14 protein-coding genes and 3 tRNA genes are annotated in these 12,234 nt (G+C 71.3%); 7 read left to right on the top strand and 10 right to left on the bottom strand.

Annotated features, from left to right (window positions below; genetic code table 11):
* Positions 1-189 precede the first annotated feature (189 nt).
* A complete protein-coding gene (locus ACFY3J_RS16095; protein WP_384175952.1) occupies positions 190-1,221 on the top strand; it encodes an adenosine deaminase in 1,032 nt (343 codons plus the stop codon).
* A 24-nt stretch (positions 1,222-1,245) separates the two neighbouring features.
* Here the strand turns inward: ACFY3J_RS16095 and ACFY3J_RS16090 are convergent, their stop codons facing one another.
* The 7 genes from ACFY3J_RS16090 to ACFY3J_RS16060 all read right to left on the bottom strand — a co-directional run bounded on the left by ACFY3J_RS16090 (position 1,246) and on the right by ACFY3J_RS16060 (position 4,666).
* Positions 1,246-1,968: a thioredoxin domain-containing protein gene (locus ACFY3J_RS16090; RefSeq protein WP_384175954.1), complete on the bottom strand. Its 723-nt coding sequence runs from the start codon at positions 1,966-1,968 to the stop codon at positions 1,246-1,248.
* Between the two features lie 86 nt (positions 1,969-2,054).
* Positions 2,055-3,110 carry a UDP-N-acetylmuramate dehydrogenase gene (locus ACFY3J_RS16085; protein ID WP_384175956.1) on the bottom strand — a complete coding sequence of 352 codons (1,056 nt, stop codon included), beginning with the start codon at positions 3,108-3,110 and terminating at the stop codon, positions 2,055-2,057.
* A gap of 66 nt (positions 3,111-3,176) precedes the next feature.
* The gene (locus ACFY3J_RS16080; RefSeq protein WP_384175958.1) at positions 3,177-3,605 is read right to left on the bottom strand and encodes a MaoC family dehydratase; all 429 of its coding nucleotides are present in this window, start codon (positions 3,603-3,605) and stop codon (positions 3,177-3,179) included.
* A gap of 8 nt (positions 3,606-3,613) precedes the next feature.
* Entirely contained in the window at positions 3,614-4,066 is a 453-nt protein-coding gene (locus tag ACFY3J_RS16075) for a MaoC family dehydratase N-terminal domain-containing protein (protein ID WP_384175960.1), read from the bottom strand.
* A gap of 154 nt (positions 4,067-4,220) precedes the next feature.
* Positions 4,221-4,385 carry a 50S ribosomal protein L33 gene (rpmG, locus tag ACFY3J_RS16070; protein WP_003948671.1) on the bottom strand — a complete coding sequence of 55 codons (165 nt, stop codon included), beginning with the start codon at positions 4,383-4,385 and terminating at the stop codon, positions 4,221-4,223.
* 89 nt (positions 4,386-4,474) lie between these two features.
* A tRNA-Met gene (locus tag ACFY3J_RS16065) sits at positions 4,475-4,547 on the bottom strand.
* Between the two features lie 46 nt (positions 4,548-4,593).
* A tRNA-Thr gene (locus ACFY3J_RS16060) sits at positions 4,594-4,666 on the bottom strand.
* 229 nt (positions 4,667-4,895) lie between these two features.
* Here ACFY3J_RS16060 and ACFY3J_RS16055 point away from each other — a divergent pair.
* Both ACFY3J_RS16055 and ACFY3J_RS16050 read left to right on the top strand, forming a co-directional pair.
* Positions 4,896-6,158: an amidohydrolase family protein gene (locus ACFY3J_RS16055; protein WP_384175962.1), complete on the top strand. Its 1,263-nt coding sequence runs from the start codon at positions 4,896-4,898 to the stop codon at positions 6,156-6,158.
* 121 nt (positions 6,159-6,279) lie between these two features.
* Positions 6,280-6,936, top strand: a complete 657-nt coding sequence (locus ACFY3J_RS16050) for an SDR family oxidoreductase (protein ID WP_384175964.1) — start codon at positions 6,280-6,282, stop codon at positions 6,934-6,936.
* Positions 6,937-6,970: 34 nt separating this feature from the next.
* Here ACFY3J_RS16050 and ACFY3J_RS16045 read toward each other — a convergent pair whose 3' ends face one another.
* Entirely contained in the window at positions 6,971-7,183 is a 213-nt protein-coding gene (locus ACFY3J_RS16045; RefSeq protein WP_141359404.1) for a hypothetical protein, read from the bottom strand.
* A gap of 215 nt (positions 7,184-7,398) precedes the next feature.
* Between ACFY3J_RS16045 and ACFY3J_RS16040 the strand changes: the two genes are divergently transcribed.
* A complete protein-coding gene (locus tag ACFY3J_RS16040) occupies positions 7,399-8,607 on the top strand; it encodes a PP2C family protein-serine/threonine phosphatase (RefSeq protein WP_384176337.1) in 1,209 nt (402 codons plus the stop codon).
* Between the two features lie 202 nt (positions 8,608-8,809).
* On the top strand, positions 8,810-9,985 hold the full coding sequence (locus tag ACFY3J_RS16035; RefSeq protein WP_390841073.1) for a PP2C family protein-serine/threonine phosphatase: 1,176 nt from the start codon (positions 8,810-8,812) through the stop codon (positions 9,983-9,985).
* A 277-nt stretch (positions 9,986-10,262) separates the two neighbouring features.
* Here the strand turns inward: ACFY3J_RS16035 and ACFY3J_RS16030 are convergent.
* A tRNA-Met gene (locus ACFY3J_RS16030) sits at positions 10,263-10,339 on the bottom strand.
* A gap of 36 nt (positions 10,340-10,375) precedes the next feature.
* Here ACFY3J_RS16030 and ACFY3J_RS16025 point away from each other — a divergent pair.
* Positions 10,376-10,525, top strand: a complete 150-nt coding sequence (locus ACFY3J_RS16025; RefSeq protein ID WP_384175969.1) for a hypothetical protein — start codon at positions 10,376-10,378, stop codon at positions 10,523-10,525.
* A 21-nt stretch (positions 10,526-10,546) separates the two neighbouring features.
* On the opposite strand, the gene ACFY3J_RS16020 is transcribed toward ACFY3J_RS16025, so the two are convergent.
* Positions 10,547-11,473 (bottom strand): hypothetical protein, encoded by a 927-nt coding sequence (locus ACFY3J_RS16020; RefSeq protein WP_390841072.1) that lies wholly within the window; start codon positions 11,471-11,473, stop codon positions 10,547-10,549.
* A gap of 165 nt (positions 11,474-11,638) precedes the next feature.
* Between ACFY3J_RS16020 and ACFY3J_RS16015 the strand changes: the two genes are divergently transcribed.
* On the top strand, positions 11,639-11,848 hold the full coding sequence (locus tag ACFY3J_RS16015; RefSeq protein ID WP_390841071.1) for a hypothetical protein: 210 nt from the start codon (positions 11,639-11,641) through the stop codon (positions 11,846-11,848).
* Positions 11,849-12,234 lie beyond the last annotated feature (386 nt).

Genomic DNA, 12,234 nt, shown 5'->3' with positions numbered 1-12,234 from the left:
CGGGGGGGTGGGCGTGTGCCGTAGCCTTATGGTGCTGGGGGTGGCGCGGGAGTGTGGTCCGCTTCCGTTTGGGGGCGCTCGCAGGCCACTCACGTGAGTGGCCTGCGAGCGCCCCTTCGTTTGTGCGAGCAAGACCACGAATGGGGAAACGACTACCGGGGCACGGGGAACGTGCGGCACGATCCAGGGATGGAGCGTGTACGTGATCTCTCTGAGCTGCCGAAAGCCCATCTGCACCTGCACTTCACCGGGTCGATGCGGCCCACCACCCTGCTGGAACTGGCCGACAAGCACGGCGTGCGGCTGCCCGACGCGCTGACGGGGGCCCTGCTCAGCGGGGAGCCGCCGCGGCTGCGGGCGACGGACGAGCGGGGCTGGTTCCGCTTCCAGCGGCTGTACGACGCGGCGCGCTCCTGTCTGCGGGAGCCGGAGGACATCCGGCGGCTGGTGCGGGAGGCCGCCGAGGAGGATGTCAGGGACGGTTCGGGGTGGCTGGAGATCCAGGTCGACCCGACCTCGTACGCACCGCGCCTGGGCGGGCTGATTCCGGCGCTGGAGATCATCCTGGACGCGGTGGAGACGGCGTCGCGCGAGACGGGTCTCGGGATGCGGGTCGTGGTCGCCGCGAACCGTATGAAGCACCCCCTGGACGCCCGCACGCTGGCCCGCCTCGCGGTGCGCTACCGGGATCGCGGCGTGGTCGGCTTCGGCCTGTCGAACGACGAACGCCGGGGCATGGCACGGGACTTCGACCGGGCCTTCGCGATCGCCCGGGACGGCGGCCTGTTCGCGGCCCCGCACGGCGGCGAGCTGACCGGCCCCGCCTCGGTCCGCGACTGCCTGGACGACCTCCGGGCCCACCGGGTGGGCCACGGGGTGCGCGCGGCCGAGGACCCGCGGCTGCTGAGCCGCCTGGCCGACCGGGGCGTGACCTGCGAGGTGTGCCCGGCCTCGAACGTGGCCCTCGGCGTGTACGACAAGCCCGAGGACGTCCCCCTGCGCCGGCTGTACGAGGCGGGCGTCCCGATGGCCCTGGGCGCCGACGACCCGCTGCTCTTCGGCTCCCGGCTGGCGGCGCAGTACGAGATCGCCCGCCGCCACCACTCCTTCACGGACGCCGAACTGGCGGAACTGGCCCGCCAGTCGATCCGCGCGTCGGCGGCTCCCGAGGGCGCGCGCGCCAAGCTGCTGTCGGGGGTCGACGACTGGCTGGCGAACTGACGGACGGCCGCGGAGGGATGCCGGTCAGGACCGGGCCATGGCACCGATCACCATGGGCAGCGTCTCCTTGTCGAAGATGGCGCCGGCCAGGGACCCGCTGACGGTCCTGCCGTCCACCTTCATGGTGGGCGTGCCGGTCACGCCCGACGTGTCGAAGGCCTTCTCGGAGGCGGTCACGAAGTCGCGGTGCTTCATGCCCTTCACCGCCGCGTCGAACTCCTCGCCGCGCAGGCCCGGGACCTCGGAGGCCATGTCCAGCAGGAAGGCGTCGGTGTAGCCGTCGACCTCCTCCTCGGGCTGGTGCGCGAAGAGCACCTCGTGGTACTCGGCGAACCTGCCCGCGTCCAGGGCGGCCCGCAGGGCGTTGGCGGCCTTCTTCGAACCCTCGCCGCCGAGCCTGTCATCGAGGAACGAGGCCAGCGTGTACTCGGCCCGGACCTCGCCGGACAGGATCAGCTCGCGCAGGCCCTCGCCGCCGCCCTGGGTCTCGAACTCCGCGCAGACCGGGCAGCGCAGGTCCTCGTACAGGTGGACGACGGTCGGTGCGCCGGGGGATCCCACGCGGACGGTGGTGCCGTCCGGTGCGAGCGTCTCGTCGATCTCCCCCACGCTTGTGTACGACGCCGCCGCGTCCGGCTCCCCGCCTCCGGTCGGTGCGGCGCCCTTGCCGCATCCCGTGGCGAGCACGCCCGCCAGGACGGCGGCGGCGACGGCCGCCACGGCACGTCGGCCGCGTCGTTCCCACATGGTCTTCCCCTCCCCTTGTGCCCTGTGAAGGACGAGGACAGACCCTATGTGATCGTCGTACGACGCCCCAGCCGGTTTCCGGGTGGCTACAGGCTCACGCCGACCGTCACCGGCTCGTTGACCAGGGTGATGCCGAAGGCCTCGCGGACCCCGGCCACCACTTCGCGGGCCAGCGCGAGCAGGTCCTCCGTGGTCGCGGCGCCGCGGTTGGTGAGGGCGAGGGTGTGCTTGGTGGAGATGCGGGCCGGTCCGGTGCCGTAGCCCTTGGTGAAGCCCGCCTTGTCGATCAGCCAGGCCGCGGAGGTCTTGGTGTGCCCTTGCCCCGCCGGATAGGCGGGGGGCTCGGCGCCGTCGCCGAGCCGCTTCCGCACGCGCGTGCGGAACACGGCGAAGTCGGCGTCCGTGAGGATGGGGTTGGTGAAGAAGGAGCCGGCGGACCAGGTGTCGTGGTCCTCGGGGTCCAGCACCATGCCCTTCCCGGCCCGCAGCTTCAGCACGGTCTCGCGGGCGGTGGCGAGCGGTACCCGGTCGCCCGCCTCCACGCCGAGGACGCGGGCGGTCTCGGCGTACTTGACCGGCGCCGACAGCCCGTCCGCGTCCTCCAGCCCGAAGCGGACGCGCAGGACGACGTACCGCTCGGGGTCAGCCTTGAAGCGGCTGTGCCGGTAGGAGAACGCGCACTCCTCGTTGGCCAGGGTCACCGTGCGGCCCGCCCGGCGGTCGTAGGCGACGACCTCGGTGATCGTCGAGGACACCTCCTGGCCGTACGCCCCGACGTTCTGGATCGGGGTGGCGCCCGCGGAGCCGGGGATGCCGGACAGGCACTCGATGCCGGCGAGCCCGGCCTCCACGGTGCGCGCGACCGCGTCCGTCCACACCTCTCCGGCGGCCAGCTCCAGCGTCGTACCGACGAGTTCGAAGCCGCGGGTGGCGATGCGCAGCGCGGTGCCGTCGAAGCCCTTGTCGCCGATGACCAGGTTGGAGCCGCCGCCGATGACCAGCAGCGGCGTGCCGTGGGCGTCGGCGTCGCGGACGGCGTCGATCACCTCGGCGTCGGTGGTCGCGGTGATCAGCCGGGTCGCGGGGCCGCCCAGCCGGAAGGTGGTCAGCGGGGCGAGGGGCGCGTCGTGGAGTTCCTGCACGCGCCCAAGACTACGAGACCCCGCTGACGGTCCCGCACCTCGGCGAGTGCGGGACCGCGGTGGCCGTCAGGCCAGGCGCACGACGGCCCGGGACATCCCGAGGACCTTCTGCCCGTTGCACATGGCGGTCAGGTCGACCCGCACGGTGTTGTCGTCGAGCTTGGCCGCGACCTTGCCGGAGACCTCGATCACGGCCCCCTCGTCGTCGTTCGGGACGACGACGGGCTTGGTGAAGCGGACGCCGTACTCGACGACGGCACCGGGGTCGCCCGTCCAGTCGGTGACCACGCGGATCGCCTCGGCCATGGTGAACATGCCGTGCGCGATCACGTCCGGGAGCCCGACCTCCTTGGCGAACTTCTCGTTCCAGTGGATGGGGTTGAAGTCCCCGGAGGCGCCCGCGTACTGGACGAGGGTGGCCCGGGTCACGGGGAAGGTCTGCGCCGTCAGCTCGGTGCCGACCTCGACGTCGTCGTAGGCGATCTTCGCCGTCATCGGTTTCCTCACGCCTCCTCGGCCGCGCGGGCCACGAGCTTGGTCCAGGCGGTCACGACGTGCTCGCCCGTCTCGTCGTGCACCTCACCGCGGATGTCCAGGACGTCGTTGCCGGCCAGGGACTTGATCGACTCGATGGTGGAGGTGACGGTGAGCCGGTCGCCGGCGCGCACGGGCCGGGTGTAGGCGAACTTCTGGTCGCCGTGCACCACGCGGCTGTAGTCCAGGCCGAGCTGCGGGTCCTGGACGACCTGTCCGGCGGCCTTGAAGGTGATCGCGAAGACGAAGGTCGGCGGGGCGATCACATCGGGGTGGCCGAGCTCCTTGGCGGCATCCGGGTCCGTGTACGCCGGGTTGGCGTCGCCCACCGCCTCCGCGAACTCACGGATCTTCTCCCGGCCCACCTCGTAGGGGTCGGTGGGCGGGTAGGACCGCCCCACGAAGGACTGGTCGAGCGCCATGGCTCGGCACCTCCTGGTGTCGCTGGGGTTTTACGTAGCCCGGCGTGCGGCCCGGCTTTCACCGGGCACCCGCTGAGCTTTCGCTGGGCTTTCGCACATGAAACAACATGAGGCCGCCCCCATGGTGCGGGGGCGGCCTCATGTCTGAGTTTGATCAGCGCGTCTCGCGGTGCGCGGTGTGCGCGTTGCAACGCGGGCAGTGCTTCTTCATCTCGAGCCGGTCGGGGTTGTTCCGCCGGTTCTTCTTGGTGATGTAGTTCCGCTCCTTGCACTCCACGCAGGCCAGCGTGATCTTCGGGCGGACGTCGGTGGCAGCCACGTGAGTGCTCCTTGACGAACGGGTAGGCTATTTCAACGCAAGAAAGAGTAGCCGATCGAAGGACCGACCCCGCAATCGGCTACTGTGAGTAGCGGTGACCGGACTTGAACCGGTGACACAGCGATTATGAGCCGCTTGCTCTACCGACTGAGCTACACCGCTGCGATGCGATCGGGCCCCGCCTTGCGGCGGGTACCTCTCACACCAGAGCCCCAAAACGGAATCGAACCGTTGACCTTCTCCTTACCATGGAGACGCTCTGCCGACTGAGCTATTGGGGCGAGCGAGGAAGACATTACACGCTCTGCGGCCGTTCACCCAAATCCGTTTCCCGGCACCGCCCCAGGTCCCGCGGCCACACCGGTACGACTATTGCGCTCCTCCCTCGCCTAGCCCGGCGGCCGCCCTAGGCTCGACTCACTCTGCGTGATCTTGCGTGGCCCTCGCGGCCTCGCGATCCGCGCCGAACGTGTCCCGAAACCCCCTGTCGCCCTGCGTACCTGGAGTGCGATGCCCCCCGGACAGCCGCCACCCCCCTCGTCCTCCTCGCCGGGCCCGTCCGGACGGACGGACCCGGAAGGGCTGCTGCTGTGCGGGGCCCGGCTGACCGACGGGCGGACCGTGGACGTACGGCTGGCCGGTGAGCGCATCGAGGCGGTCGGCACCGCCGGCAGCCTCGGCGCGGGCGGCCCGCGGGGCGGCGCGCCGCGCGTCGACCTCAGCGGCTACCTGCTCCTGCCGGCCCCGGCCGAGCCCCACGCCCACGCCGACACGGCCCTGACCGCCGACAGCGGCGGACCGGTGTCGTACGAACCGGAGGACGTCCAGCGCCGCACCACCGAGGCCGCGCTGCTGCAACTCGGTCACGGCGCGACGACCGTACGCGCACACGTACGCGTGGGCGACGTCCAGGGGCTCGGCGGCCTGACGGCGGTCCTGCGGGCCCGGCGGTCGCTGCGCGGGCTCACCGAACTGACGACGGTGGCGGTGCCGCGCGTGCTGACCGGGGCGGCCGGCGCGGACGGCCTGGCGATACTGCGGGACTCGCTCAAGATGGGCGCCTGCGTCGTGGGCGGCTGCCCGGACGTGGACCCCGACCCGACGGGCTACGTCGAGGCCGTCCTCGAAGTCGCCTCCGAGCACGGCTGCCCCGTCGACCTGCACACCGACGGCGCCGACCCGGCCCGCCTGGCGCGCATCGCGGCGATGGCGGGCGGACTGCGCCCGGGAGTGACGCTGGGCCCGTGCGGCGGCCTGGCCCGGCTGCCCGCCGGGGCGGCCGAGCGGGCCGCGGACCAGCTGGCCGCGGCCGGGGTGAGGGTGGTGTGCCTGCCGCAGGGCTGCTGCGGCGGCGCCGAGGGACACGGGACGGCGCCGGTACGGCTGCTGCGGGCGGCCGGGGTCCGGGTGGCCGCGGGCAGCGGCGCCCTGCGGGACGTGTCGAACCCGGTGGGGCGCGGCGACCCGCTGGAGGCCGCCTACCTGCTGGCCTCACGGCACGGGCTGCGCCCCGAGGAGGCCTACGACGCGGTGAGCGCGTCCGCCCGCGCGGTGCTCGGTCTGCCCGAGGTGCGGGTGGAGGCGGGTTTCCCCGCCGAGCTGCTCGCGGTGCGCGGCGACCGGCTCGCGGGGGCGCTGTCGCTCGCGTACAGCCGGATCGTGGTGCACCGGGGACGCGTGGTGGCACGCACCAGCGCGGTACGGGAGTTCTGCGACTCCGCCGCCACGGTGGAGCTGGGGCTGCCGCGGCAGGGGCGGGGGGAGTTGTCCTGACGGTCCGTGCGGCAGGGCGGCGGCAGCGCCGCCAGGGGCGTGCGTGACGCGGTGCAGCGCGCCCCGGGGCATGGCCGAAGTCGTGCGGCGGATACGGCCGTCCGGGCGTACGGTCGGAAGCATGCGCATTGTCATCGCTGGTGGTCATGGTCAGATCGCGCTGCGGCTGGAGCGGCTGCTCGCCACGCGCGGGGACGAGGTGGCGGGCATCGTCCGCCGTGCCGAGCAGAGCGAGGACCTGCGGGCGGCCGGCGCCGAACCGGTCGTGCTCGACCTGGAGTCGGCGTCGGTCGAGGAGGTCGCGCAGCTGCTGCGGGGCGCCGACGCGGCGGTGTTCGCGGCGGGCGCGGGCCCGGGCAGCGGAGCGGCGCGCAAGGACACGGTGGACAAGGGCGCGGCGGTGCTGTTCGCGGACGCGGCGGTACGCGCGGGCGTGCGCCGCCATCTGGTCGTGTCCTCGATGGGCGCGGACGCGGCGCACAAGGGCGACGAGGTCTTCGACGTCTATCTGCGCGCCAAGGGCGAGGCGGACGACCACGTCCGCCGTCAGGAGGCCCTGGACTGGACGATCCTGCGCCCCGGCTCGCTGACCAACGACGCCGGCACCGGTCAGGTGCGCCTGGAGGCCCACACCGGACGCGGCATGATCCCGCGCGACGACGTGGCCGCCGTACTGGCCGAACTGGTGGAGACCCCGGCCACGGCCGGCCTCACCCTGGAACTCGTCAGCGGCTCGGCACCGGTGTCGGTGGCGGTGAAGTCGGTGGCGGGCAACTGAGTACGTCCAGGCGTCCTCCGGCACCGGCAACCGCTCAGAACAAGGGCATCTGCCCGGGACACTCCGGAACGGCATAGCCGTCCAACGACGGCTGCGCGGCGCCGAGTTGCGCCATCCGACGCGATCCGGCGCAGGAGGTCAGCCCGCCGCTCGCCCGCGTCCCGGGCGGATCGTGCCGCGCGAACCGCCCGGCGACCACGGCGATCTCCCGACGGCACACGGGACAGAGTCTGCGACGCGAGGACATGGCCCCAGTGTGCACGGCACCACCGACACCGCCAGGATTCGAACCCCGGGATCAGGTCACGCCGCATGCGGAGCGTGGCCGGGTGGACCATGCGCGAGCGGGTCCTGGGTGGTACCCGCGGTGAGACGGAACAGCCCTCGCCGCGGTCGCCTCGGACGCGATCGTGCCTGACGCGAGGGAGGTCGGGATTGGTGTGAAACTGAGCGCGGAAGGTGGTGATCCCCGTGTCGGACCCACCGCACGCGTCCGCCGGTCCCGACGCCGCCGTCGACGAGAGTCGACTGGAAGAGCTGATCATCGAGGCGCAGACGGCCCTGCCGTACGAGCTGTCCGCCCTGGCGAACCGGTGCGCCTCGGCCCTCGGCCTGGACACCGCGCTGATCTACCTCGTCGACCTGCAACAGCGGCTGCTCATCCCACTCGACGAGACCTTGGAGCCGCTGCTGGTGGCCGACTCGTTGGCCAGCTGGGCGTACCGCACCGTCTCCCCACAGGTGGCCGACGCCGACGACGGCGTGATCATATGGATGCCTCTGGTCGACGGTGCGGAGCGGTTGGGCGTGCTGGCGGTGCGGACCGCCGCACTCGACGGGGTGCGTATGCGCCGCAGCCGGATGCTGGCCCATCTGCTCGCCATGCTGATCACCTCCAAGCGCGCCTACAGCGACTGGCTCGTCGCCCGCACCCGCACCGCGACCATGCGGTTGCCCACCGAGATGCTGCGGGCCTTCCTGCCACCCCGCACCATCGGCAGCAGCAGGTGCGTCTCCACTGCGGTCCTGGAACCGGCGTACGACGTCGCCGGCGACGCCTTCGACCACTCGGTGGTCAAGGACGTGCTGCACACCCTGATCCTCGACTCCATGGGGCACGATCTGACCTCGGGCCTGACTGCGTCGGTCGCCATGGCCGCGGCGCGGAACGCCCGCCGCAGCGGTGGCGATCTGGCCGACGTTGTCGGCTCCGTCGACCAGGCACTCGCCCGGTGGCTGCCCGACCAGTTCTGCACCGGTGTGCTGTGCCGGCTCGACGCGCAGACAGGGATGCTGCGCTGGGTCAATTGCGGTCACCCGCCGCCGCTGCTGATCCGTGCCGAGCGGGTGGTCGACGGGGCGCTGGACAGCCCCCCGCAGCCGCCGCTCGGCCTGGCCGGCGAACTCGCCCCGACAGCTCGGCAGGTCCACCAGACGACACTGGAACCGGGCGACCACGTCCTGCTCTACACCGACGGCCTTGTGGAGGCACGCGACACGGATGGAGTGGAATTCGGCCTGGACCGGTTCACCGACTTCATCATCCACTCCTCCGCCGCCGGCCAGCGCCCGGCCGAGGTACTACGGCTGCTCATCCACGCCATCCTCGATCACCAGCGCAACCAACTGCGGGACGACGCGACCATCCTGCTGTTCGAATGGCGCCCGTAGCACCGGTAACGGATCTTCGTCCCGAACTTGGCTGAGCGCTCGACCTTGGCCGGCTGTTCCTCTCCCCTGCGACGCTGGTCCGCAGAAGGCCGGCCACCCTGACGGTCCATCCCCAAGGCCGCGCCTGCGTGCTTGCCGCTGTCACCGCCTCCTGCGGTCGCGGGGCGATCCGTGGCGGAGGAGTGTGGAAGGCGTGGGCTCCATGCAGGGACGTATGGGTCTCGGGCAGCCGTGGCAGCCGAGCCACCTGCTGCTGCTGATCCCTGTTGCGCTCATCGTTGTGATCACTGCCGCGGACATCGCGAGTGGGCCGAACGTCATTCTCAGCCCCCTGCTGGTGGTCGCGCCCACGCTCACCGCGTGGTTCGCGGGTCCCTGGACGACGGCCGGCATCGGGGCCCTGGCCATGGCGGGCGAGGCGGTCAGCAGCTGGCGCACCGGAACGCTGTCTTCACGGAACGTGATGGTGGAGGTGATCGCCATCGCGGTGATCACCTCGTTGATCGTGTTCCTGTGTGCGGTGCGCGACCGGCACGCACGCCAGATGGCCCGGGTCCGATCGGTCGCCGAGGCCGCCCAGCAGGTGCTGATGTGGCCGCTGCCGAGCCGGCTCGGCCCGCTGCGGCTCGCCTGTGTCTATCTGGCTTCCGAGGAGGAGGCCGAGATCGGCGGCGACCTCTATGCCGCCACCCGCACCGGCAGCGCGGCCCGCGTGCTGATCGGCGACGTGCGGGGCAAGGGCCTGCCCGCCCTGGGCGAGGCCGCCCTCCTGCTCGGCGCCTTCCGCGAGGCCGCCCACCAGCAGGCCTCCCTGCCCGACCTGGCCGCTTCCCTGGAACGGAGCATGACCCGCTACCTCGCCGACTTCGAACCGGAGGGCGAGGCGGGAGAACGCTTCGTGACCGCTCTTCTGGTCGAGATCGCCGACGCCGAGCCCCTGGTCCGCATGACCAGCTGCGGTCACCCGGCACCCCTGCTGCTCGGCCCGGACAACACCGTCCACGTGCCCCGCCTCCACCCCGGGCCCCCACTTGGCGTCGGCGTCACGGATCCCGACAACCACGTCGTCGATGTCCTGCCCTTCGGCCCTGAGGACACGCTGGTCCTGTACACCGACGGTGTCATCGAAGCCCGTGACCAGAACGGCGTCTTCTACCCGTTCGCGGAACGCGCAGCCCAGTGGACCGACCACCCTCCCGAGGCGCTGCTCCACCACATCGAACGCGACCTGCTCGCCCACACCGGCGGACGCCTCGGCGACGACGTCGCCCTCCTCGCCATCCGCCGGGCCCACATCCCGCACCCGGACCACCAGCTTCAGCGCGTCCAGCGCTACACGCCGGCGCCGGCGTCGGCGGCCGGCAGCTGCGGGACATAGCCGCCGAGGGCCTGGGCGAGATCTCCTGGTACCCGGCGACCAGCCCCGACCTCGGGTTGGGGCCGTACTCGTCAGCCTCCGACTTGCCCTCGATGGCGTGGAAGACGATCAGGACGATCCCGCCGAACGGGATGAAGGCGAGCGGGAATTCCATGTGGCCGGCCCTTCACGCGGAGCGGGGTACTGCTTGCGTGGGAGGGCCGGCGCTGGAGGCCCCGTTGGGCAAACCGAAGCCGCAGGCGCATGCGAAAGGGCCCGGAGACCGGGCCCTTCCATGTGGTAGCGGGGACAGGATTTGAACCTGCGACCTCTGGGTTATGAGCCCAGCGAGCTACCGAGCTGCTCCACCCCGCGTCGGCACCGACAACAGTACACGCCAGGGAAGGCAGGGTGCGTTCGGATCGGCCGCGACGGCCCTGGGGGTACGAACGGCTGGAGAACACACCGGTCCAGCAGTTCATGGAAGACGCCATGAGCGAAACCATGGCGGGCAGCCGTGCCACGTCCTTCACCTACGTGTACGGAACCCGGGAAGGCTGAGCCGGCGGCGCGACGAGGTGCCTACTTCTTCACGCGGACCAGGTCACCCGGGGCGTTGACCGCCGGGGTGGTGGTGGTGCCCGCGAAGCTGAAGCGGTAGTAGCCGTCGACGGTGGCCTTCACGGTGGTCTTGAGGCTGCCCGTGGAGTTCGTCCTGACGGTCTTCAGCGTCTTGTAGGTGGTGGTGCCCTTCTTACGGAACTGCAGCTTCACCGCCTGACCGCTGTAGCCCGAGTACTCGCGGCTCTCCCAGTTGGCCCGGGTCAGCTTCCCGGTGACGGTGACGGTCCTGCCCTTCTTCACCGGCTTGGGCTTGGCGCCGGTGGTCAGCTTGGAGTTGCGCTGCACCAGCGTGGTGCCGAGGCCGCCCCGGTCGATGAAACCGACCTTGCTCCAGTCGATGTCGTCGGACTGTGGGTCCTGCCCGTTGAACGCGGTCGCCTGGGCGCCCGCCCGCCAGGTGCCGGCGTTGGAGTTGAACAGCCACGGCGGGTAGATGTCGATCTCGCCCTTGCAGATGGCCGTACTCGGCGAGGTGACGGAGCAGGTGGCCGGGCGGTCGCTGTAGAGCAAGTGCTGCAGATTGTTGAAGGGGCCCTTGTAGAGGTACGGGTAGGTGAAGAAGTCCTTGGCGCGCACGTCCACGTCGGCGCCGAACTTCATGGTGTAGGTGATCGTGGTGGACACGTTGTGGGTGGTGCCGACCTTGATCGCCTTGGCGACTTTGAGGTTGAAGAAGATGACGTCCAGGTCGTATGGCCACCCCTCGTCGGCGGCGACGCGGGCGCTGATCCCGGCCTTGGAGGACGTGGCCGTGTGGGCGGCCTGGAAGGCCTTCGCGGCGTCCGCGCGGTGGGTGGAGGGACCGGCGGCGTGCGCGGCGGGCACGGCGAGGGCGGAGAGGGCCAGGGCACCGGAGACGGCGGCCACGGTGGCTCGTATACGCATGCGTTCCCCAGGCGAAAGGGGCCGGCGCCGATCGTTCCTCGCGGTTCGTCTTCGGCGCGGGGCCCAATGATCGTGGAGCCTGTCTGACTCACGTGCTCAGATCCCTCATTGGTGGGGGTGGTTGTACGGGAATTTGAAGTTTCCGCCAGCGGCCTGTCAGTCGCCGTGGCGGCGACCACCCTGGACTTCCTGTCGACCAACTCCAAAACGGTCCACGTGAGGGCGAGCACCACCGCACACCCCGCCGCCATCCTGGCCGCCTCAGCCCACAACACCGGCCGGTCCCCGCTCGCCACGACGCCTCCCACCCTGCGCGAGTGGAACGAGCCCGAGTCGTCGCGCCTCCCCCGGGGGACGCATGGGGACACGTTCTGATCAGAGGTGGGATTCGGGCGGCACAGGGTGAGACACGCCGTCCGGATCCGACGCTGAGTCGAACAGAGGAAGGGAACGAAGAAACCCGCTCCGACCTGCCGTATAGGCTGATCAGAGGGGGTCTTTCCCAGAGTGGCGGCGCCAGGATTCGAACCTGGGAAGGCTGAGCCGGCAGATTTACAGACCGCGCGATCACTCCGCGCTGAGCTGACCGTTCCCGCAGTGCGCCGCTCCGTGCCCCACACGTGCCCCACGATGCGCCCGGAAGCGTCGCCCTCGCGTTCGGGCGGAACCTTGTTGCTGGCGTGGACTCCCTCGACTTGCCACCCGATCCCGGCCTCGGACTGAGGCCGGGATCGGGTGGCGTCCAGGGCGTGTCCGACGGC

Source organism: Streptomyces sp. NPDC001231 (assembly GCF_042896885.1).
Lineage (GTDB): Bacteria > Actinomycetota > Actinomycetes > Streptomycetales > Streptomycetaceae > Streptomyces.
The sequence above is the reverse complement of the archived record's forward strand: the minus strand, read 5'-3'. Positions and strand labels throughout refer to the sequence as shown.